Genomic DNA, 21,434 nt, shown 5'->3' with positions numbered 1-21,434 from the left:
AAAGGGGAGAAGATCATGCCAAAAGAGATATTTATGCCGAAGCTAAGCAGTACGATGGAGATCGGCACCTTGCTTCAATGGTTGAAAGAAGAAGGAGATTTGGTTGAAATCGGTGAGCCTCTTTTTGAAATTATGACAGACAAGATCAATATCGAGGTGGAAGCCTATGATGATGGCATTTTTCTGAAGAAATACTATGAAGCCGATGATCAAATTCCTGTTAATGCTGTCATTGGCTATATCGGAGAAGCAAATGAACAGGTGCCAAGCGAGCCGCCTGCACAAGCAGATGAAGAATCCTCGGGCAGCGGCGAATCATCAGTAGAATCGGCTTCATTCGGTTCTACTGAAGCCGAAAAGATCTCTGCTGAAAAAGTCCGTGCCACGCCTGCGGCGAGAAAAACGGCGAAAGATCACCATGTGCCGATTCACGAGGTATCTGGCACAGGACCAAAAGGGAGAATTCAAAAGCGGGATGTCGAAGCAGTCGTCCATACTGATGAGAAAGATCAGCGTGTGTCACCGCTTGCAGGAAAAGTGGCTGCTCGTGAAGGAATCGATTTAGCAGCAATTGCTGGATCTGGCGCTCACGGAAAAATCATGAAGAGTGATGTGAAAGCAGCAGCTGTACAAAAGGCAGACTCTGCTCCAGTGAAAACACAAAAACTAGCTGGCATGAGAAAAGTGATCGCTGATCGCATGTCACAAAGTGCCTTTACAGCACCGCACGTTACATTAACAAGTGAAATCGATATGACAAAAGCGAAAGAAGTGCGCAAGCAGCTATTGCCGGCGATTGAAAAAGAGACAGGCTACAGATTGTCGTTTACTGAAATCATCATTCATGCAGTCAGCAATGTCCTTACGCGCCACCCGCAAATCAATATGACGTTTGATCAAAATGAGCTCCATTTCCATGAGGATGTGCACATTGGTCTAGCTGTTGCTGTGAAAGACGGCTTAATGGTTCCAGTCATTTCTCATTCGAATCAAAAAGGATTAAAACAGCTGACAAAAGAGGCAAAAGAAATTGGCCGAAACGCACGTGATCAAAAACTGCTGCCAGATCAGCTGAAAGGGTCGACATTTACCATTAGTAACTTAGGCATGTATGCCATTGATACCTTTACCCCGATTATTAATCAGCCAGAAGTGGCGATCTTAGGTGTTGGACGCATTCAAGAAAAACCTGTTGTCATAGACGGAGAAATTCAGGTGCGGTCAATGATGGGAGTCAGTTTATCGTTTGATCACCGAGTGGTAGATGGTGCACCAGCGGCTGCCTTTTTAACAGATCTCAAAAAAGTGCTTGAACAACCATTTGAATTGCTAATGTAGGAGATGAATCGGATGACGAAAACGTATGATCTGACAGTCATTGGCGGAGGGCCTGGCGGGTATACTGCTGCCCTTCAAGCAGCGGAGCGCGGACGAAAGGTCGCTTTAATTGAAGAGGATTTTCTAGGTGGTACTTGTTTAAATCGAGGCTGTATCCCTTCAAAGACACTGCTCAAACATGCAGAAGTCATTGAATCAATTGAGAAGGCGAAAAGCTGGGGAATCGAAACAGGAGACTTGGTCCTTTCCTTCGAAAAAATGAGAAAGCGTAAAGATGATGTCATTGAAAAGCTCAGAGGCGGAATCGCCTTTTTATTAAAGAAAGGAAAGATTGATGTATATAACGGCAGAGGTACAGCTGTCACAAAGCATCGTATTGAGATTGAAAAACAAGACGGATCAGAATCGATTGAAACGAAAGAGCTCATTATTGCGACCGGATCTTCACCTGCCATACCGCCAATTCCGGGGCTCAAAGAGATTCAATTTGATACAAGTGATACGATCTTTGACATCCCGGATATTCCTGCTTCTGTCGTCATTATTGGCGGAGGTGTCATTGGTCTTGAGCTCGCATGCATCTTCCAGAGTCTACAATCAAAAGTCACGATTATTGAAGCGGCTCCGTCCATTATTCCGCAAGAGGATGAAGAAGCATCTAAACTGCTAGAAAGAGAATTGAAGAAAAAAGGGATTCATATCGCAAAGAAAACCACTGTGGCAGAGGTGACAGAAAGCGAAGGAGTCAAAGCGATTCATGCAGCAGATGATAAAGGAGAGACTCACATCTTTACGGCTGAAAGACTGCTCGTTTGTGTAGGGAGAAGACCTAATATATCAGCTGTAAGCCAGCTTGATCTTCAGTTGGATGGTCCTTTTATCAAAGTAAACGGTCAGATGCAGACAAGTGCTGAAGGTGTATATGCGGTTGGCGATGTTGCCGGCGGCTATCAGCTAGCTCATGCGGCGATGGCAGAGGCAGCCGTTGCGGTCAGCAATGTATGCGGCGAGCCTGAAAAAATGAATGCTGACATCGTACCTAGGTGTATTTATACATTACCAGAGGTGGCGAGTGTTGGGCTTACAGAGAAAGAGGCGAAAGCCAAAGGGCTTAACGTGCGGGCAGAACGATTCGATTTAGCCGCAAGCGGAAAAGCATTGGCGGCAGGTGTTCAAACAGGCTTTATTAAACTGGTGTACGATACAGCATATGGGGAAGTCATTGGCGCCACTATGGTTGGTCCGCACGTAACAGAGATGATTTCAGAAGCTTCCTCATTTATGTATTTAGAAGGGACAGCAGAAGAGATGGCTAAAATGATTCATCCGCATCCAACCATCTCAGAAGGCTTTTATGAAGCAGCCCTTCATATCGTGAGCAAGCTGAGAAAATAAATGCCAAACAAGTGATAGGGAGGAGATGCATGTGCACGCCCAGCTTCATCAGAAAGCGGCACTTGTAACAGATAGCACAGATGGATTTGGAGAAGCCATCTGCCTGGCTTTAGCCCGGGCAGGTGCACATGTTTTTATACACACTTTTCATGATGAATCAAAGGCAAAAACCATTAGTAAAGAGATTCAAAAAATAGGCGGTAAAGCCAGTATCATCATGAATCCACTTGAGACACCGCGTGATGCGACGAACATGATGAGGCAAGTAATTGATACATGCGGCAAGCTTGATATTTTGGTCAATCAAGCACAGCAAAAAGCGGGCGCGGAGCTTGCCGGCGTAAGTCCTGATAGATGGGTGGATGAAGTGGAATCGACCGTAAATACAGCTTTTCTTTCCAGTCAAGCCGCTGTATGGCACATGGTTGACCATAAGCAAGGCTGTATCATTAATATATCGTCATCTGGCAGTATAACAGGTGATGGCGGGATGTCACATGCTACATCGAATAGTGTGCTGAATGCCATGACAAAAGGTTTAGCGCGAGAATTTAAAGACAAAGGCATCCGGGTGCTGGCACTATTGCCGCCTCCTCTCCATTTGCTTCCTGACACAGAGCAAATCAAGGAGACTGTGGCTCATATGACGGTGTTCTTAAGTACCTCGTATGGGGCATTTACAGATGGAGCAGCGATTATGCTTGATGGAGGTGAGAGCGCTGGCTAATCATCAAAAAACAGTTCTTATCGTTGGTGGAGCCCAAGGGATCGGGAAAGAAATTGCCGAGCGTTTTTTAAAAGAAGGGCATCGTGTTGCTGTGTCAGATATAGATGAACAGGGACTTTCACTCTTAAAAAAACAGCATCCTCAGCTGCTGACGCTTCAAGCTGACGTTTCATCGTGGGAAAGTGTTCAGCAGATGATGTCAGCAGCTGCAAGGGAGCTAGGCGGCATTGATCATCTTGTGTATTCAGCAGGGATGACGAAATCACTTCCTTTTTTAGAAGTTGATTTTTCGCTTTGGAAAAAGACGCTGGCTGTAAATTTATATGGTCTTTTTTATTGCATTAAAGCCTCGGCACCCTATTTATGTGAGCGGCAAGAAGGCAGTATGGTCATTATTGGATCAGGATCTGCGATGACAGGATCTGGCGGCGGTATTCAGTACTACGCGTCCAAAGCAGGTGCTTTTGGCCTGATGCGTTCGCTCGTAAAGGAATTAGGCACACATCATGTGCGCATTAATGTGATTGCACCCCGCGTCATTGAATCTCAAATGCTTGATACCCTTTATCCTACTGAGGAGGAGAAAAGGCAGCTCCAATCGCTCATTCCTGTCGGGAGATTAGGAAAACCTGAGGATATCGCAGGACTCACTTTATTTCTCGCAAGTGACGAGGGAAGCTATTTGCACGGACAGATTATCCTGTTAGATGGCGGGAGAACGTATCAGCCGAAATATACCGAGGGAAAAAGAGCGGAGAGTTGATCGCTCTTTTTGTCATTTTCATAACAATTGTTCCAATTAGAAACGAATGTTTGGTATACTGGGAATCATAGTATATTAAAAGGATGATGTCACATGCTGAATTGGGAAGAAAGACGACAGCTCGTCAAGGTTGCTCATCTTTATTATACAGACGGGTGGACGCAGCAGGAAATTGCAAAAAAGCTAAATGTCTCAAGGCCAGTCATTTCAAAACTTCTACAAAAAGCAAAAGATGCGGGAATCGTTGAAGTGTACATTAAAGACGAAAGCATTCATACGGTGGAACTGGAAAAGCAGCTAGAAACGACCTTTCAATTAACAGATGCTGTCGTTGTCCCAAGTGTCGGGACAATGCCTGAGATGGTCAAGCGGGCAGTCGGTCAGGCAGGAGCCTATTATCTTTCTAAAAACATGAAAGATGCTGAGAAAATCGGCATTTCTTGGGGGACCACGCTTGCTGAGCTTGTGAAAGAATATCCGTTTGAACGAAGAAACGAAGTCAAAGTCATCCCTTTAGAGGGCGGGATGGGCAGGCAGGCAGTCGACATTCATGCCAATCAGCTGGCATATGAGCTGGCAAAGAAAATGAATGGCACGTGTTCCTATTTATATGCCCCGGCAATTTTAGAAACAGAAGAATTAAAAGAGCGGCTTATGGCAATGCAGGATATAGAAGCTGTGCTTGAAGAAGGCCGAAACGTGGATATTGCCCTCATCGGTATTGGTAACCCGCATAAAGGCTCTACTTTAAAAACAGTCGGTTATTTAAAAGAAGAGGATTTATCTGGTTTAAGACAATCAGGAGCTGTCGGTGATATTGGTTTTCGCTTCTTTGATGGTGAAGGTAAACCTGTCCAAGATGAACTGAACCAGAAAGTCATTGGATTATCGTTAGAACAATTAAAGAGCGTCGAAAAAGTCATTGCTGTAGTGGAAGGAACCCATAAAGCTGAAAGTATTTTAGGGGCTTTAAATGGCGGCTTCATTCAAGTGCTGGTGACAGACGAACAGACTGCGGCAGCCATTTTAAAGGAAGCATCAGTCCAATAAACGGCTGGCAGTGATCGTATTGTATAAAAAGAGCAACATCAAACGAGAAAGGAGCTGTGTATCTTGAAGCAAACCGAAATGGAAGCAAACCTACATTGTACTCGGTGCCAAGAAGAGACCCTCCACAGCATCGTTTATGTGAATGATCAGATGAAAAGCGTAGAGTGTACAGAGTGTCATCAGAAGATCAGTGTGAAAGTCGACATCATGAAGGAATTTTACAAAGAAGTTTACGAAAAAATTGCCACAAAGCCGAAGCGGGTGACGCAGGAATATAAGGCGAATCTGAATGGCTTTATCTCAAGGCTCCCAATTCGCGTTCTAAGTAAGCCATACCGGCTCATGAGATATTTAAACGAATCATACAAAGTGATCAAGCAATATAAAAAATAAAGCAGAGGCTATTTAGCGCTCTGCTTTATTTTTTGTCTTTTTCATATAATAATAAATAGGCAGTCCAGCCAATCCGATCAGCATGGAGAAAAGGCAGCTTTTCCAATCCGTGATCATCGTGCTGATTAAGACGAATAAAGAGCCAATAATCGCAATGATCGGTGTCAGCGGATAAAGTGGTACGCTATAAGCGCGCTTCATTCCGCTGTTTTGTTTTCTTAGCTTAAATACAGCGAAAAAGGCCATCACATAAAAGATATAAATCATGAAAATCGAAACCTCTGACAGCTTCTCAGGATTACTGACGATCATAAATACAATGGCGATCAAAATTTGCACAAATACAGCGACCCAAGGTGTTTGGAAGGTAGGATGTATACGTGAAATGGCTTTGGCGAAAGGAATTTGTTTTCGTTCTGCCATCGCAAAAATCACACGAGGGAATGAAAGAACCTTTCCGTTCAAGCAGCCAAAGATACTAATGATGATCCCAATGCTAATGATTTTACCGCCAATTGGACCAAAGAGCATCGTAGCAGCAGTACTTGTCGCATTTTCACCCAGCTGAACGATTTCATTAGCTGGTAATACGTGCAAAAGTGCCACATTAATAAAGAGATAACAGGCTGTGACAATTAAAATCCCGCCTGCCATCGCTCGAGGAAGCAGTTTCTCTGGGTTTTTCATTTCACCGCCAAGCGCTGCAAGCAAAATCCAGCCATCATAGGCAAACAACGTAGCCAAAACCGCTGCACCGAAGTTCATCTGAGCGATACTGTCGTTGACAGCCGTGAAGATGTTTTCATTTCCTTTCCATAAGCCAAACACAATAATAGCGGCAATCGGGACAAGCTTTCCGATCGTGGTTAGCCCTTGTACAAACCCACCGTATTTCGTTCCCATTATGTTGATGACACATAAAAATAGAACCGTAATAATGCCAATGGCTGTAGACCATAAAGAAGAAAGAGAAAATAAATTGGCTAATAATGAACCAAAATAAAGACCAAGAGCACCAATAATGGCAGGTCCGTAAATGATAATTTGCACCCAGCCGCATAAGTAGCCCCAAAATTCACCGTACACTTCTTCAAGATAAGCATACAAACCACCGGTTCGCGGGATTTGTGTACCAATTTCGGCGACAGTCAGTCCGCCTGCAAGGGTTAATATCCCGCCTAACAGCCAAGCAAATAATGCGATGTCGGAGCTTCCTGAATAGGAAAGGACGTTGCCTGGCTTCATAAAGACGCCTGACCCGATAATGGTCCCGATGACAAGAGATAGGGCAAAAAATAAGCCGATGTCTTGTTTTAACGCTGTTTGTTCTTTGTTCATTACACACGACCTCCTGCATCACTTTCGTACGTTACTGTGACATGTATTTTGTTCATTGTAATACGATTTTAGGAAAACAAGAATTAAAAAAATTTTCTGATTTTCGTATTTGTCTCTAAAAGTGTTTATTTATTGGAGATATTAGGGTGAATGTTGTGTTAAAAACGAACGATATAAGATTATTTTCGTTTTAATGTTAATTTAAAGGGCGAAAACCGAACATACAGTAAACGTGCAGCCAAACGGTGGACTTTTCTTGAAAAATGACCTATTTTATTCATAAGGATATTATCTTGAATTCGAGATATTTTGAAATAGGAGTGAAAATAATGAAAATAAATGGGATTCACCACGTATCTGCACTAACAGCCAATGCTCAGAAAAATGTTGATTTCTACCGCCGAATCCTTGGCTTGAAACTTGTGAAGAAAACAGTCAATCAGGATGACCCTTCTATGTATCACTTGTTTTATGGAGATGAGGTCGCCTCACCAGGAACGGAGCTCACATTCTTTGAAATTCCAATGCTGGCCAGACGTTTGGAAGGTACAAATGCCATCACACGCACAGGCCTTCTCGTTTCTTCTGAAGAAGCACTTTCATTTTGGGAAAAACGGTTTGAAGAAAAAGGCGTGCAGCAAGAAACAGCTTCCTTAAGAGGCGGCAGACCTGCCTTGCGATTTACAGATCCAGAAGGGCAGCAACTATTTTTGACAGTAGAACCGAACGGACATGAGGCAGGTTCACCGCCAGTACATGACGATATTCCTGCAGATTTTGCGATTAGAGGTTTAGGCCCAGTAGAATTAACAGTTGCAAAAGCAGAAAAAACGATCAGCGTCTTAACGGATATCCTTGGTTTCACTGAAAGGGCACGTGAACAATCAAATGACGGTGAGATCGTGACCATTTTTGAGTCAGGAAATGGCGGTGCTGGAACAGAAATTCATGTGATCGAAAAAACTGAAGGACCTTCTGAGCGTTCCGGCAGAGGAAGTGTGCATCACGTAGCCTTTCGCGCGGAGGATGCAGAGGAGCTGGAAAAATGGCATGACAAAATATCAAAAGCAGGCTTCACGAACTCTGGTGTTGTGGAACGCTTCTACTTCAAAGCACTTTACTTTAGAGAGCCAAATGGTATTTTGTTTGAAATTTCAACAGATGGCCCTGGGTTTACAGTAGATGAAGGAGTGGATGAGCTTGGTGATCAGCTAGCACTTCCACCATTTCTAGAGCACAAACGAGCAGAAATTGAACAACGATTAACCCCAATCCAGTCATGATCAAAAAGCAGCTCAAATTAATGGGCTGCTTTTTCGTTAGGAGCTTACTTCCTTTGATTCCGATTGCGTTAATGTGACCTGTTTTGTTTCTTCTTTTCCGTTTCGAATGAGTGTGATCTTCACCGCGTTTCCTACTTTTGCATTCGTGTAAAGCTCGTGTCGTAATTCACTGCCGGTTTTTACTTTCTTGCCATTGATGGCGGTAATGACATCCTCTGATTTTAATCCAGCTTTTGCAGCAGGTGAGCCGGCGGCGATATCTTTGACGTACACGCCTTTATCCAGCTGACTGCTTTTGAGTCCTAGTGTTTCTTTCTGATAAACATTTGGGACTTGTTCAAGATCCAGCATGCTAATGCCGATATAAGGACGCACAATTTTTCCTTTTGCGAGAAGCTGTTCGGCGATTGGTTTGACATCATTTATTGGGAGCGCGAATCCAATTCCTTCAACACCTGTTTCAGAGATTTTCATACTCGTGATTCCCACAACCTTTCCGTCTGTTGTTAAAAGCGGTCCGCCGCTGTTGCCGGGGTTAATGGCTGCATCTGTTTGAATGACATTAATGCTGCTCTCGCCAGCTGATGTATTCATAGAGACTGTTCGATCGACACCGCTGACAATTCCTTGCGTCACGGTTCTTGATAAATCTTCGCCAAGCGGGTTTCCGATCGCGATGACGGTTTCTCCAGCTCGAAGTGAAGAAGAATCGCCTAATGTCGCAGCCTTCATGACATTGCTGCTGCTAATTTCTACAACCGCTAGGTCAGTCAGCGGGTCTGCACCGACCAATTTTCCTTCAACGGTTTTGCCATCGTGCAAGGAGACCGTCAGTTTGTTTGCCCCTTCAATGACATGGTTGTTTGTTAAGACATAGGCTTTACTGCCAGATTTTTTAAAAATAACCCCAGAGCCTGTACCAGTCTCTTCCTCTTGACTGCTTTTGTTTTGATTTTGCTGTGATTCATCGAAAGGCGTATTGACATCGCCAAAACCCGCTGCCGTTTGACTTTGCGTTTGGTAGTTTGTTATGCCGACAATGGCTGGTGATACATTTTCGACCATGCTGGAGATGCTGCTTGATGAATTCGATGTTTGTACGGCTGTTGTTTTTGACGTATTGGCACTTGTAACATTAGTGGATACAGCTTCTGTTTTTGTGGACGATTCATTTGCTCTACTGCTTTCTGAGTGCTGAGCATATGGCGTGAGGACGTAGACACCTAATGCTAACGTGCCGCCTACAATGCCGCTTACGAACGGCTTAAACCAGCCACTCGGCTTCTTCTTCGGTTTTTGTGGTTGTTCGATTGTTTGTAATTCATAAGAAGGTTGTTTTTCATCTTTGTAATTTGTCATTCGGATCACTCTCTTTCATCAATTTTTACATGTATGTGTTCAAGGTGTTTTACGGTATGTGGTGGATACTGACTTTATCGTAAGAAAAAAATGTGGGATAAAAATGAAAACATTGTGGGAAATTGTTAAAATAAGTAGTGAATCTAAGCAAAATAGAGGAGATTAAACTGTGGAGACAATCGGAATCATTGGATATGGAAGCATGGCTGATATGATGGTACAAAAATGGCTGGAAAAAAGGGTGCTAGATGCCCGTCAGTTCATGATCCATACAAGAAGTGAAACGGAGCGGCTGCATCAGCTCAAAGAGAAGCACGATGATGTAAACATCTGCTCATTAGATGAACTCTCTGCGTCATGTGATGTTCTGTTTGTCTGTGTGCCGCCGCTTGCTGTACTTGACGTTCTGGATCAGCTGCACCCGGCAAAGAAAGCGATACATATTGTGTCAGTGGCAGCGGCTGTGACGTTAGATAAATTAACGCAGCATACGAATCAACCAGTATCCAGATACATCCCAACTTTGACTTCAGCCGTTGGGACGGGCGTATCGCTAGTTGCGCATGGTGTAACCGTAGGGGATGAAGAGAAAAAACGTTTGAACCGTCTGCTTTCAGCCTTTAGCATCGTCCGGGAAGTGGAGGAAGACCGGTTTGATGCGGCGAGTAATTTGACAAGCTCTTCTCCTGGTTTTATCGCTGCTATTTTTGAAGAAATGGCGAAAGCCGCTGTGAGAAATAGTGAGCTTTCCTTAGAGGAAGCATATGAATTTTTAACTTATGCGCTTTTAGGCACAGGCCAAGTCCTTGTAGAACACGGCCTCACATTCGCTGAAACGGTCAATAGGGTGGCGACAAAAGGCGGGATTACAGGAGAAGGCGCTGCGGTCATTCAAAAGCAGGCACCGCAGATGTTTGATGACTTATTTACACAAACCATGAAGAAATACGATCAGCTGAAATCGCAGATAGACGAAGCAAATAAACACCACTAAAGACATAGTTAGTGGTGTTTTATTTGTTAAAAAAATCCTTTACTTTCTATTCTTTTGACCTGTAGCAGATGAGTCTAAACTCCTTATTTTTAGAAAATGTATTGAAAAATCAAACAAGTTCTCATATAATTTTTTAGAAAATTTAGAAAAATATAAACAAATTTTAAGTTTAATTAAAGGGGGATGGGGATGAAGCTCTATGTATCTGTCGATATGGAGGGTATTACTGGTCTAGCTGATCATACATTTGTCGATGCCCGTCAGCACAATTATGAGCGGGGCAGAAAAATCATGACAGATGAAGTGAATGCCTGTGTAGAGGCTCTTCTTGGGCATGGTGCAACCGATATTTTGGTCAACGACAGTCATTCTAAAATGAATAATCTCTTGATCGAAGAACTGCATGAAGAGGCAGCCCTCATATCAGGCGATGTAAAACCTTATTCAATGGTTCAAGGATTAGATCAAACGTATGATGCAGCTGTTTTTTTAGGCTACCATGCGAGGGCATCAATGAAAGGTGTGATGTCCCACAGTATGATTTTTGGTGTCAGACATTTTTACATAAATGATCATCCAATTGGTGAAATGGGCTTTAATGCGTATGTCGCAGGCTATTATGGTGTTCCGGTGATCCTTGTATGCGGAGACGATCAAGCAGCACTTGAAGCAGAAAAGCTGTTGCCTGGCGTGAAAACAGTTGCAGTGAAAGAAACCATTTCAAGATCTGCTGTGAAATGCTTAACCCCAGCCAAAGTAAATAAACAAATCTCGCAGCAAGTGGAAGCTGCAATGAAACAGATTCATCAAATAAAGCCGCTGACGCCTCCTGATCAGCCGCTGCTCAAGATCGAGTTCGCCAATTATGGACAAGCCGAATGGGCGAATTTAATGCCGGGTACTGCCATCATAGAAGGGACGACGACGGTGACGTATCAAGCAAAAAATATATTAGAAGCCTACCAAGCGATGCTTGTCATGACAGAGCTTGCCGCACGTACAACATTTTGTTAAGCGAGGGGGAGACAGCAGATGGCCAGCTTTTTGCTCAGGCGTTTTATTGCAATGATTGCCACGATCTTAACCATTACGACTTTAACGTTTATTTTGATGAAGGTCATTCCAGGATCGCCCTTCAATGAAGAACGAAATACAAACGAAACCGTCCAGCGAAACCTCGAAAGCTACTATCACTTAGACGAACCACTTTATATTCAATATGTCATCTATTTAAAATCCATCGTTACCTTTGATTTTGGTCCTTCCATTAAAAAGCCCTCTGAAAGCGTCAATGATCTATTGGCGAGAGGCTTCCCAGTCTCATTAGAACTTGGTCTTATCTCAATTTTGATTGCTGTCATCTCTGGCATCTTGCTAGGGGTCATGGCTGCCCTCCGGCATAATGGTTTGATTGATTATATCGCCATGACCATTGCTGTTTTCGGAATATCCATTCCAAACTTTATCTTTGCTACCTTATTAATTCAGCAGCTTTCTGTGAATTTGAAGCTCTTCCCCACAGCGATGTGGACAAGTCCGATGCATATGGTGCTTCCTACAATCGCACTGGCTGTCGGTCCAATGGCTATTATTGCCCGGTTAACGAGATCGAGCATGATTGAAGTACTGACGCAGGACTATATTCGCACTGCCAAAGCGAAAGGACTTTCTCCTTTTAAAATTGTGTTTAAACATGCACTTCGGAATGCGCTTTTACCCGTTGTGACCATTCTTGGAACACTTGTCGCAAGTATTTTAACAGGAAGTTTTGTCATTGAAAAAATATTTGCCATTCCTGGAATGGGAAAATACTTTGTCGAGAGTATTAACAACCGTGATTATCCTGTGATCATGGGCACCACTGTTTTTTACAGCATCATCTTAATCACACTTCTTTTCATTGTAGATGTGGGGTATCGTCTGCTTGATCCAAGGATTCAGCTGCATCAGAAAGGAGGAAAGGCATGAGCGTACACCTTCAGCACGATCAACCAAACCGAAACCATGAAGTGCCGGATGAATGGTTTTCTCCTAGAGAGCAAAAGAAGACCGAAGCCCATGCCATTAAAAGACCCTCTCTTTCGTACTGGGCAGATACATGGAGACGGCTAAAGCAAAATAAGCTCGCGATGTTTAGTCTATCTGTGCTGATTTTTCTTTTTATGATGGCGGTCTTAGGTCCACTGCTTGCCCCAAATCATGTGACAGAGCAGCGGCTTTCGATGCAAAATCTACCGCCCTCGGCTGCTCACTGGTTTGGAACGGATGAGCTTGGACGAGATGTGTTCACGCGTACATGGTACGGAGCACGCATTTCGTTATTTGTGGGTGTGATGGCAGCCCTCATTGATTTTGCCATCGGCGTGATTTATGGCGGTATTGCTGGCTATAAGGGCGGGAGATATGACCATGTCATGATGCGAATCGTCGAGGTGCTTTATGGTCTTCCTTATTTACTCGTCGTCATTTTATTGATGGTGCTCATGGGGCCCGGGCTTGTCACCATTATTGTAGCGCTCACTGTCACAGGGTGGATTGGAATGGCGAGAATCGTGAGAGGTCAGGTTCTTCAGCTGAAAAGCCAGGAATATGTCCTTGCCTCGAAAACCTTTGGTGCAAAAAGCCTGCGAATCATCCGCCGGAACTTACTGCCGAATACGATGGGGCCGATTATCGTCCAGATGACTCTGACTGTGCCGACAGCGATATTTGCTGAAGCGTTCTTAAGCTTTCTCGGTTTAGGAATCCAGGCGCCATTTGCAAGCTGGGGCGTGATGGCCAATGATGCTCTGTCGACTGTCCTGTCAGATAATGGTCACTGGTGGCGTTTGTTCTTCCCTGCATTTTTTATTTCACTGACGATGTTTTGTTTTAACAATTTAGGTGATGGCTTGCAAGATGCGCTTGATCCAAAGATGAAGAGGTGATGGCGCTTTGAAAAAAGTTCTTCAAATGATCGATCTGCATGTCAGTTTTGGGACATATGGCGGATCGGTTCAAGCGGTACGCGGGGTGAATGTGGATGTGTATGAAAAAGAAACCCTTGCCATTGTTGGAGAATCAGGCTGCGGAAAAAGTGTGACGTCACAAAGTATCATGCGGCTTCTTCCGGCATACAGCGCTCATGTAGATCAGGGGGAAATTTGGTTTCGTGACCGTAACTTGCTTTCTTTATCTGAAAAAGAAATGTGCGCCATCCGTGGTGTCGATATCTCTATGATCTTCCAAGATCCGATGACCGCATTGAACCCGACTTTGACAATCGGTGATCAGCTGATGGAAGCAGCGAAGGAGCATCAGAAGCTGACAAAAAAAGAAGTGAAAGAAGCGGCTGTTCGAATGCTTGATTTGGTTGGCATTCCGCAGCCGAAGGAGAGACTAAAGCAATATCCACATCAGTTCAGCGGCGGAATGAGACAACGGCTCATGATTGCAATGGCACTGATTTGCGAGCCTAAGGTGCTGATCGCAGATGAACCGACAACCGCCCTAGATGTCACCATACAAGCGCAAATTTTAGAGCTATTTAAAGAGATTCAGAAGAAAACAGGTGTCACCATTATCTTAATCACACACGATTTAGGGGTTGTAGCTCAAGTCGCAGATCGAGTGGCTGTGATGTACGGAGGGAAAATCGTTGAGGTCGGCACAAGACGGGATATCTTTTACAGTCCGCAGCACCCGTACACAAAAGGACTGCTGCAATCCGTTCCAAGACTTGATATGAAAGATGAACTCATTCCAATTGAAGGAAGCCCGCCGGATTTATTTGCTCCACCGAAAGGCTGTCCGTATAAAGAGCGCTGCCCGGCAGCCATGAAAGTGTGTGATCATATCATGCCGCATGAAACGCAGCGTTCACCTACACATACAGTGCATTGCTGGCTCCAGGATGAACGAGCAAAACAAACGATTTTATCTGTAACACAAAGGGGGAGTTTCTCATGAGAAAAAAAGGTTGGATCGTCAGTGTATGTTTGTTAACAATCATGCTGCTCGCAGGATGTACAGCCAATGAGCAAGCAAGTAAAGGATCGTCAAGCAATAAGGGTGGAGAGAAAGTGTTAACCATAAATAACGAAAACGAACCGACGTCGTTTGATCCGCCGATTGGTTTTAATAATGTATCTTGGCAAGGGCTGAATAACTTAATGGAGGGGTTAACGAGACTGAATGAAAAGCACGAACCATCTCCTGCAATGGCAGAAAAATGGGAGATTTCAGAGAACGGGAAAACGTACACATTCCATTTAAGAGATGGTATCAAGTGGTCGAATGGTGATCCAGTCAAAGCGAGCGACTTTGAATATGCTTGGAAGCGGCTGTTAGATCCGAAAACAGGATCTTCTGCATCGTTCTTAGCATACATGATTGAAGGAGGCGAGGCATTTAACAGCGGCAAAGGAAAGAAAGAAGACGTGAAAGTCACCGCTGTAAATGACAAAACGCTTGAAGTCCAACTTGCGTACCCGCAGAAATCTTTCTTAAATATGACCGCAAATCCTGCCTTTTTCCCTGTGAATGAGAAGGTGGCAGGGAAAGATCCGAACTGGGCGAAGGATGCCAAAACCTTTGTCGGGAATGGACCGTTTAAGCTCACAGAGTGGAAGCATGACGAGAGCTTCACAATGGAAAAAAGTGAGACGTATTGGGACAAAAAAATGGTTAAGCTGGATCAAGTGAAATGGCTGATGATCAGTGATCGAAACACAGATTATCAAATGTATCAATCAGGAGATTTAGATACTGCCTTTGTCCCAGCAGAGCAAAGTGAAAATCTGCTGAAAAATAAAGATGTACAAATTGAAGATCAGGCCGGACTGTTCTTTTATCGTCTGAATGTGAATATGGAACCTTTTCAAAATAAGAACATTCGCAAAGCCTTTCAAATGGCGATCAACCCGCAAGATATCGTGGATTATGTGACGAAAAATGAAGAGAAGTCAGCACGCGCCTTCGTCTCGCCGGGGATTCTAGATTCAAAGGGTGAGGATTTCAGAGAAGCTGGCGGCGATCTTGTGAAAAATGATAAGAGTGAAGCTGCGAAGCTGTTAGAAAAAGGGCTGAAGGAAGAAAACTATTCGAAGCTGCCGCCCGTCACATTAACATATAGTACAAAGCCTGAGAACAAGAAAAAGGCGGAAGCCATTCAGCAGCAATTAAAAGAAGCGCTAGGTGTAGACGTGAAGCTTGCGAACATGGAAGCGAATGTGTTTGCAGAAGATCAAAAAGCACTGAAATTCCAATTCTCGCAAAGTTCATTTTTAGCAGATTATGCAGATCCGATCAATTTCCTAGAGAGCTTCCAAACAGGGAATGCGATGAACCGGACAGGGTGGTCAAATGACACCTATGATCAGCTGATCAAAAAGGCGAGCCAAGAAGCAAATGAACAAAAGAGAAACAGCATTCTGCATGATGCGGAGGCACTTCTCATTGAAGAAGCACCGATCATTCCGATACATTTTTATAACCAAGTACATCTACAAAAAGAAGGCGTGAAGGGCATTGTCCGTCACCCTGTTGGTTATATCGATTTGAAATGGGCGCAAGTAGATGGAGAGTAAAGTGTAGACAAACCCTCGCATTCGGTGCCGGTGCTCACGAATCTCAAATTCGTTCCGCTCCGGTACTCGTCCTTCCTAGACTTCAAGGGCTTTCTATCACGCTGAAAAGAAGACAAAGGGCTAAAATAAAGGTCATTTTAGCCCTTTGTCAACAATCTTGGACGCTTTGAAAAAAGCGTCTGTTCCTTTAATCGTTCATGTTATGAAGAAGATGCCCATAGATTGAAAGAAAAAGAGAAAGAGGGGATATGGCATGAACCAGCTGCCAGCGGCACTTCAAACAGGGGATACGGTGGGGATTATTGCACCAGCAAGCCCGCCTGATGAGCTGAAATTAGCAAAAGGGATTGCCTTTTTAGAAAGCCTTGGGCTGAAGGTGAAAAAAGGGAAGTATATTGACTGCCGGTATGGGTATTTAGCAGGCCGCGATCATAAGCGAGTAGAAGATCTTCATCGCATGTTTCAAGATCCAGAAGTGAAGGCCGTTATTTGTGCTTGCGGAGGATACGGGACTGGAAGAATTGCGGAAGCGATTGATTATGACCTCATTCGCCGGAACCCAAAAATCTTTTGGGGTTATAGTGATATTACGTTTTTACATACGGCCATCCAGCAGCAGACGGGTCTTGTGACCTTTCATGGCCCGATGCTTTCCTCTGATGTGGGATGTGAGGAGGTCCATCCGTATACGAAAGATACTTTTTTGCAGCTGTTCACTCCGAAGACCTTTACGTATGCGCATCACCTGTCACCACTTCAAACCTTCTATCACGGCACTGCCTCAGGCGAAATCACAGGAGGGAACCTTGCCCTGATCGTGACAACACTTGGTACACCGTTTGAGATCGATACGAAGGGGAAGCTTTTGTTCATTGAAGATATTGACGAAGAACCATATAAAATCGATCGAATGATGCAGCACCTTACATCTGCTGGCAAATTGGAGGATGCGGCTGGATTCATCATAGGGGATTTTCATCAATGTGAGCCAAAAAAGAAAGAGCATTCCTTAACGCTGGAAGAGCTATGGGAGACCTATATTGTGCCGCAAAAGAAACCTGCACTTGGCGGCTTTCGGATCGGTCATTCATCTCCGAACTTTGCCATCCCAATAGGCGTGCAGGCTGCACTAGATGCGACGGGGAAAAAACTGCATATTTCTCCAGGTGTCGCAGCGAAAGAGGCTATCAAATGAAAATCGTAGATGTTCGTACATGCAGAACGAGTGTACCGCTAAAGAAGCCGTTCAAAACCGCTTTAAGAACGGTGTATGACGCAGCATCTCTCATCGTGATCATCACATATGATCAAGGTGACATCAGCTACGGAGAAGCAGTCCCAACATCGGTGATTACAGGTGAAACGCTGGAAAGCATCGACTATGCCATCTGTGAAGTGATCAGGCCGATCTTGCTCGGGGCTTCATTGTCGCAATATGAACAAATCTTTTCAGCTATAGACCGTGTGCTCGCTTGCAACACAAGTGCAAAGGCTGCAATTGATATGGCGATTTATGATGGCTTAGCGAAACAGGCAGGGCTTCCACTTTATCAATACCTTGGCGGATATCGCGATCAGCTTGAAACCGATTATACAGTCAGTGTAAACCGGCCGCTAGAGATGGCAGAAGATGCGAAGCAATACGTAGCTGAAGGCTTTCATACTTTAAAGATAAAAGTAGGAAAAGATGACATAGACACTGATATTCAGCGCATCAAGCGGATTCGAGAAAAAGTCGGGCCGGATATTCAGATCAGGCTCGATGCAAACCAGGGCTGGACGTGGAAGGAAGCGATCGTGGCCATTCGAAAAATGGAGGCGCTGAATATCGAACTAGTTGAGCAGCCAGTGCCTAAAGAAGATATCGAAGGCCTGCGCCGGGTGACGGAAGCCACAGACACGTTGATTATGGCGGATGAAAGCATTTTCGGGTTCCATGATGCGATCAAGGTGCTTGAAACGAGAAGCTGTGATCTGATGAATTTAAAATTAATGAAATCAGGTGGTATAAAAGAAGCACTGAAAATCAATGGTTTAGCAGAAGCTTACGGCGTAAAGTGCATGGTTGGCAGTATGATTGAGAGCAAAATTGGCATTACAGCAGCCGCTCATCTCGCCGCAAGCCAGCCGAATATTACCCGCTACGACTTTGATGCCCCGCTTATGCTAAAAGAGGACTTAATAGACGGAGGAATCGTGTACAAAGGAAAAAATATATTCTTTCCACCACATCATGGGTTAGGCATTCAAGGAGTGAAAGGAGTCTCGTGATGATATATGAATCAAAGGTTCCAGTCGCGAATGTATGGACAGCGCCGCAGTCGCCAAGAGAAATTGATCGAAAGATTCTTCAGGGTTCCGTCAAAATCAAAGAGTGGATTAACCAGCAAACCTACGAAGAAAAATTGGCTTTATGTGAAGAAAATCTGATTCAATCGCAAGTGCTGCTCGGCGAACGAGTCATTGGATTAAAAGAGACAGACGGATGGATGAAAGTCGTCATCCCGCAGCAGGCAAGCCGGAAACATCCGCAAGGCTATCCTGGCTATATCCCTATTCAGCAATTAAAGCAAGTAACGGAGGAAGGTGCGCCAGCTACAACCCATGTCGTAGGTCAGAAAAAAGCCGTGTTATATCAAAAAGGGAAAGCGGATATGGAGGTTAGTTTTTTAACAGAGCTGGCAGCGGTTGAAGAAGCCAGTGATCACTTTCATGTTCTTACCCCAGTAGGAAGGAGAGAAATCAAAAAAGAGGATGTGCGTCCGGTTTCATTGCCTTTCACTATGACGGGTAAGGATGCCTTAGACATTGGAAAACAATTTATCGGGCTTTCGTATTTATGGGGCGGCATGAGCAGCTTTGGCTACGACTGTTCCGGTTTTGCTTACAGCATGTACAAAGCATGCGGATATCTTTTGCCAAGAGATGCAAGCGATCAAGCAGTTCAAGGAACCCCGGTCACATCAAGCCATTTAGAACCAGGTGATCTGATGTTTTTTGCAAATGAAAATGGAAAGGGAGCTGTTCGCCATGTTGGGATATATGCGGGGGATGGCCTCATGCTTCACTCGCCTAAAACCGGTAGACAAATTGAGCTTCTTTCCCTTTCTGGCACTTCATATGAGAGAGAATGGGCAGGTGCAAGGCGGTATTTGCCAAGCGAAAGGGGGAAGGTGTGATGGCAGTTGAACCACTTTTACAAGTCAACAATCTCAAAAAACATTTTCATCTATCCAAAGGAAAAACCTTAAAAGCATTAGACGGCGTCTCTTTTCAGCTGAAACAAGGTGAAACCTTTGGTCTCGTTGGTGAATCTGGCTGCGGGAAATCCACACTTGGGAAAGTGCTCATGCGGCTTTACGACCCGACAGATGGTGAAGCCTTGTATGAAGGGAAAAGTCTTCACCACCTGTCTAAAAGTGAAGCATTTGATTTCAATAGACAAATCCAAATGGTGTTTCAAGATCCGTATTCATCTTTAAACCCAAGGCTGTCAGTAAAAGATATTATGCTCGAACCGATGGAGATCCATAACCTTTATGGGAGTCAAAAGAAGAGGATTGCCCGCGTGAAAGAACTACTTGAAGCGGTAGGGCTAAGCTATGATTTCGCCACCCGCTATCCGCACGAATTTAGCGGAGGACAGAGGCAGAGAATAGGAATTGCAAGAGCACTTGCCTTAGCGCCAAAATTTATTGTGGCAGATGAGCCGATTTCTGCACTAGATGTATCCGTTCAAGCACAGGTCGTGAATGTGCTGAAAAAGCTGCAAAAAGAGGAAGGATTAACGTTTCTATTCATTGCGCATGATTTGTCTATGGTCAAATATATCAGCGATCGAATTGGTGTGATGTATTTAGGACATCTCGTGGAAATGACGAGCAGTGATGCTTTATATAAGACGCCGCTGCATCCGTATACACAGGCTCTGCTATCTGCTATCCCCATTCCAGATCCTGACGTGGAAGACAAGCGCAAAAGATTCATTTTAAAAGGAGAAATTCCAAGTCCAGTGAACCCGCCAAGCGGCTGTGTATTTCGAACAAGATGTCCTGCCGCCATGGACATCTGTGCTGAAAAAAAGCCAACATTACAAGCAGCAGAAGAAGGACATGAAGTCGCCTGTCATTTATACGATAGGAAATAACGCCATGCCATGGCATAGGACAAGCCGCATAAAAGCCAGCAAGTAGACAAACTGTAGCTGGCTTTTTTGTATTTATGAACGCCGAATAGGCAGTGTGCAGCATCTAAAAGAGCCGCCAGATTTAATGATTTCTGAAAAATCCACTTCAATGACGGTGTAGCCGTGAGCGGTTAATGCAGCATTTGTTTCTTGATTGATCGGTAAGCTGATCACTTTTTTCTTCCCAATGGATAGAACATTGGGTCCAAGTGTGAATTGCTCTTGTTCACTTATTTCAATCAGGTCATAATGCTTTTTGAGCAAGTGAAGATTCTTTTTGGTGAAGGCTTCAGGGTAAATCAATATCTCCTCATGAGAAAGAATATTCATCACACAATCGAGATGCAAAATGTGAGGAGGAAGATGAATGGGAATGATGTCGTGATCCGGCAGCTCTTTTTTTAGCTGATGGATAGCGGCTGGATTTGTTCTTTTGCTCGTTCCAACAAATACACGGGTCTGATCCACAAGCACATCGCCGCCTTCAATCGTTCCATCTGTCACGGTGACGGTTGTCCATCCCTTTGCCTGAGCCCACTCTTTTAAGGATTGTTCTTCTCCTTGCCGAACCGGAGCGGCCATGTTTGACACAAATAAGGTATGTCCAATCGTAAACCCAATATCCCGAGTGAAGACTTGTTCAGGAAAGCGGTCATTTGCAGGAAGCAGGGTAGGCCGTACATGATGGTGTTTTAACGTTTGAATCAGCTGCTTATGCTGAGCCACTGCTTTGATTTGAGAAATATTTTCTCTAGCAAAATGCTTTTGGGTTTCGTTGATGATTTGTTTGATTTCCATATAGATAGGGCTGCATAAGAGGACTTCTTGTAAAGCATCATATTCACTCATACAGTGCGGCGTTTTGTACACTTTCTCTGATTTCATAGAATCCATCAAATGGCCTCCTTGTTCGTAGATAGTTCTATTATTCCTCCTTCTAGTAAATGTTGAAACATTTCCGAAAGAAAATCTCTCATGTGAGACTAAAGCAAAAAGTTTAGACAAACCTAAAAGAATAGTGTTTAATAAAAAGCGTTCCGC

Annotated in this window: 20 protein-coding genes; 17 read left to right on the top strand and 3 right to left on the bottom strand. The window is 44.2% G+C overall.

Annotated elements, in window-relative coordinates; genetic code table 11:
• The first annotated feature begins 15 nt into the window (after positions 1 to 15).
• The 6 genes from R0K30_RS05805 to R0K30_RS05780 all read left to right on the top strand — a co-directional run bounded on the left by R0K30_RS05805 (position 16) and on the right by R0K30_RS05780 (position 5,666).
• The gene (locus tag R0K30_RS05805) at positions 16 to 1,338 is read left to right on the top strand and encodes a dihydrolipoamide acetyltransferase family protein (protein ID WP_410609565.1); all 1,323 of its coding nucleotides are present in this window, start codon (positions 16 to 18) and stop codon (positions 1,336 to 1,338) included.
• Positions 1,339 to 1,350: 12 nt separating this feature from the next.
• Positions 1,351 to 2,733 (top strand): dihydrolipoyl dehydrogenase, encoded by a 1,383-nt coding sequence (gene lpdA, locus R0K30_RS05800; RefSeq protein WP_410609563.1) that lies wholly within the window; start codon positions 1,351 to 1,353, stop codon positions 2,731 to 2,733.
• 25 nt (positions 2,734 to 2,758) lie between these two features.
• Complete coding sequence (locus R0K30_RS05795) at positions 2,759 to 3,460, top strand: SDR family NAD(P)-dependent oxidoreductase (protein ID WP_230031118.1); 702 nt, start codon at positions 2,759 to 2,761, stop codon at positions 3,458 to 3,460.
• Positions 3,438 to 4,223, top strand: a complete 786-nt coding sequence (locus tag R0K30_RS05790; protein ID WP_410609670.1) for an SDR family NAD(P)-dependent oxidoreductase — start codon at positions 3,438 to 3,440, stop codon at positions 4,221 to 4,223. The genes R0K30_RS05795 and R0K30_RS05790 overlap by 23 nt, the downstream gene beginning before the upstream one ends.
• 93 nt (positions 4,224 to 4,316) lie before the next feature.
• Positions 4,317 to 5,273: a sugar-binding transcriptional regulator gene (locus R0K30_RS05785; RefSeq protein ID WP_099727500.1), complete on the top strand. Its 957-nt coding sequence runs from the start codon at positions 4,317 to 4,319 to the stop codon at positions 5,271 to 5,273.
• A 63-nt stretch (positions 5,274 to 5,336) separates the two neighbouring features.
• The gene (locus R0K30_RS05780; protein WP_230031120.1) at positions 5,337 to 5,666 is read left to right on the top strand and encodes a bh protein; all 330 of its coding nucleotides are present in this window, start codon (positions 5,337 to 5,339) and stop codon (positions 5,664 to 5,666) included.
• A gap of 12 nt (positions 5,667 to 5,678) precedes the next feature.
• On the opposite strand, the gene R0K30_RS05775 is transcribed toward R0K30_RS05780, so the two are convergent.
• On the bottom strand, positions 5,679 to 7,004 hold the full coding sequence (locus R0K30_RS05775; RefSeq protein ID WP_410609560.1) for an APC family permease: 1,326 nt from the start codon (positions 7,002 to 7,004) through the stop codon (positions 5,679 to 5,681).
• A gap of 329 nt (positions 7,005 to 7,333) precedes the next feature.
• Between R0K30_RS05775 and R0K30_RS05770 the strand changes: the two genes are divergently transcribed.
• Positions 7,334 to 8,287 (top strand): ring-cleaving dioxygenase, encoded by a 954-nt coding sequence (locus R0K30_RS05770; RefSeq protein ID WP_099727497.1) that lies wholly within the window; start codon positions 7,334 to 7,336, stop codon positions 8,285 to 8,287.
• Between the two features lie 36 nt (positions 8,288 to 8,323).
• On the opposite strand, the gene R0K30_RS05765 is transcribed toward R0K30_RS05770, so the two are convergent.
• Positions 8,324 to 9,646 (bottom strand): S1C family serine protease, encoded by a 1,323-nt coding sequence (locus tag R0K30_RS05765; protein WP_410609558.1) that lies wholly within the window; start codon positions 9,644 to 9,646, stop codon positions 8,324 to 8,326.
• A 169-nt stretch (positions 9,647 to 9,815) separates the two neighbouring features.
• Here R0K30_RS05765 and proG point away from each other — a divergent pair, with 169 nt between their 5' ends.
• The 10 genes from proG to R0K30_RS05715 all read left to right on the top strand — a co-directional run bounded on the left by proG (position 9,816) and on the right by R0K30_RS05715 (position 20,354).
• A complete protein-coding gene (gene proG, locus R0K30_RS05760) occupies positions 9,816 to 10,640 on the top strand; it encodes a pyrroline-5-carboxylate reductase ProG (protein WP_230031123.1) in 825 nt (274 codons plus the stop codon).
• Between the two features lie 189 nt (positions 10,641 to 10,829).
• Positions 10,830 to 11,654 carry a M55 family metallopeptidase gene (locus R0K30_RS05755; protein ID WP_099727494.1) on the top strand — a complete coding sequence of 275 codons (825 nt, stop codon included), beginning with the start codon at positions 10,830 to 10,832 and terminating at the stop codon, positions 11,652 to 11,654.
• A gap of 18 nt (positions 11,655 to 11,672) precedes the next feature.
• The gene (locus R0K30_RS05750; protein WP_367307724.1) at positions 11,673 to 12,608 is read left to right on the top strand and encodes an ABC transporter permease; all 936 of its coding nucleotides are present in this window, start codon (positions 11,673 to 11,675) and stop codon (positions 12,606 to 12,608) included.
• On the top strand, positions 12,605 to 13,567 hold the full coding sequence (locus R0K30_RS05745) for an ABC transporter permease (RefSeq protein WP_410609555.1): 963 nt from the start codon (positions 12,605 to 12,607) through the stop codon (positions 13,565 to 13,567). The genes R0K30_RS05750 and R0K30_RS05745 overlap by 4 nt, the downstream gene beginning before the upstream one ends.
• 7 nt (positions 13,568 to 13,574) lie before the next feature.
• Positions 13,575 to 14,588, top strand: a complete 1,014-nt coding sequence (locus tag R0K30_RS05740; RefSeq protein WP_410609553.1) for an ABC transporter ATP-binding protein — start codon at positions 13,575 to 13,577, stop codon at positions 14,586 to 14,588.
• Positions 14,585 to 16,207 (top strand): peptide ABC transporter substrate-binding protein, encoded by a 1,623-nt coding sequence (locus R0K30_RS05735; RefSeq protein WP_410609551.1) that lies wholly within the window; start codon positions 14,585 to 14,587, stop codon positions 16,205 to 16,207. Before R0K30_RS05740 ends, R0K30_RS05735 begins: the two co-directional genes overlap by 4 nt.
• A 253-nt stretch (positions 16,208 to 16,460) precedes the next feature.
• Positions 16,461 to 17,402, top strand: coding sequence for a S66 peptidase family protein (locus tag R0K30_RS05730; protein WP_099727489.1), 942 nt, complete (start codon positions 16,461 to 16,463; stop codon positions 17,400 to 17,402).
• Positions 17,399 to 18,478: a mandelate racemase/muconate lactonizing enzyme family protein gene (locus R0K30_RS05725; protein WP_230031127.1), complete on the top strand. Its 1,080-nt coding sequence runs from the start codon at positions 17,399 to 17,401 to the stop codon at positions 18,476 to 18,478. Before R0K30_RS05730 ends, R0K30_RS05725 begins: the two co-directional genes overlap by 4 nt.
• On the top strand, positions 18,478 to 19,386 hold the full coding sequence (locus R0K30_RS05720; RefSeq protein ID WP_410609548.1) for a C40 family peptidase: 909 nt from the start codon (positions 18,478 to 18,480) through the stop codon (positions 19,384 to 19,386). Before R0K30_RS05725 ends, R0K30_RS05720 begins: the two co-directional genes overlap by 1 nt.
• The gene (locus R0K30_RS05715) at positions 19,386 to 20,354 is read left to right on the top strand and encodes an ABC transporter ATP-binding protein (RefSeq protein WP_249705151.1); all 969 of its coding nucleotides are present in this window, start codon (positions 19,386 to 19,388) and stop codon (positions 20,352 to 20,354) included. Before R0K30_RS05720 ends, R0K30_RS05715 begins: the two co-directional genes overlap by 1 nt.
• A 72-nt stretch (positions 20,355 to 20,426) precedes the next feature.
• On the opposite strand, the gene R0K30_RS05710 is transcribed toward R0K30_RS05715, so the two are convergent.
• Positions 20,427 to 21,287: a dimethylarginine dimethylaminohydrolase family protein gene (locus R0K30_RS05710; protein WP_410609546.1), complete on the bottom strand. Its 861-nt coding sequence runs from the start codon at positions 21,285 to 21,287 to the stop codon at positions 20,427 to 20,429.
• Between the last annotated feature and the right edge of the window lie 147 nt (positions 21,288 to 21,434).

Source organism: Bacillus sp. SIMBA_154 (assembly GCF_046536015.1).
GTDB lineage: Bacteria > Bacillota > Bacilli > Bacillales > Bacillaceae > Bacillus > Bacillus pumilus_P.
The sequence above is the reverse complement of the archived record's forward strand: the minus strand, read 5'-3'. Positions and strand labels throughout refer to the sequence as shown.

Coding starts and splice junctions, on each gene's coding strand:
- R0K30_RS05720 (WP_410609548.1), top strand. CDS start 18,478: ATGATATATGAATCAAAGGTTCCAGTCGCGAATGTATGGACAGCGCCG.
- R0K30_RS05750 (WP_367307724.1), top strand. CDS start 11,673: ATGGCCAGCTTTTTGCTCAGGCGTTTTATTGCAATGATTGCCACGATC.
- lpdA (WP_410609563.1), top strand. CDS start 1,351: ATGACGAAAACGTATGATCTGACAGTCATTGGCGGAGGGCCTGGCGGG.
- R0K30_RS05805 (WP_410609565.1), top strand. CDS start 16: ATGCCAAAAGAGATATTTATGCCGAAGCTAAGCAGTACGATGGAGATC.
- R0K30_RS05730 (WP_099727489.1), top strand. CDS start 16,461: ATGAACCAGCTGCCAGCGGCACTTCAAACAGGGGATACGGTGGGGATT.
- R0K30_RS05745 (WP_410609555.1), top strand. CDS start 12,605: ATGAGCGTACACCTTCAGCACGATCAACCAAACCGAAACCATGAAGTG.
- R0K30_RS05725 (WP_230031127.1), top strand. CDS start 17,399: ATGAAAATCGTAGATGTTCGTACATGCAGAACGAGTGTACCGCTAAAG.
- R0K30_RS05770 (WP_099727497.1), top strand. CDS start 7,334: ATGAAAATAAATGGGATTCACCACGTATCTGCACTAACAGCCAATGCT.
- R0K30_RS05790 (WP_410609670.1), top strand. CDS start 3,438: ATGGAGGTGAGAGCGCTGGCTAATCATCAAAAAACAGTTCTTATCGTT.
- R0K30_RS05765 (WP_410609558.1), bottom strand. CDS start 9,646: ATGACAAATTACAAAGATGAAAAACAACCTTCTTATGAATTACAAACA.
- R0K30_RS05775 (WP_410609560.1), bottom strand. CDS start 7,004: ATGAACAAAGAACAAACAGCGTTAAAACAAGACATCGGCTTATTTTTT.
- R0K30_RS05785 (WP_099727500.1), top strand. CDS start 4,317: ATGCTGAATTGGGAAGAAAGACGACAGCTCGTCAAGGTTGCTCATCTT.
- R0K30_RS05755 (WP_099727494.1), top strand. CDS start 10,830: ATGAAGCTCTATGTATCTGTCGATATGGAGGGTATTACTGGTCTAGCT.
- R0K30_RS05715 (WP_249705151.1), top strand. CDS start 19,386: ATGGCAGTTGAACCACTTTTACAAGTCAACAATCTCAAAAAACATTTT.
- R0K30_RS05710 (WP_410609546.1), bottom strand. CDS start 21,287: ATGGATTCTATGAAATCAGAGAAAGTGTACAAAACGCCGCACTGTATG.
- R0K30_RS05735 (WP_410609551.1), top strand. CDS start 14,585: ATGAGAAAAAAAGGTTGGATCGTCAGTGTATGTTTGTTAACAATCATG.
- R0K30_RS05795 (WP_230031118.1), top strand. CDS start 2,759: ATGCATGTGCACGCCCAGCTTCATCAGAAAGCGGCACTTGTAACAGAT.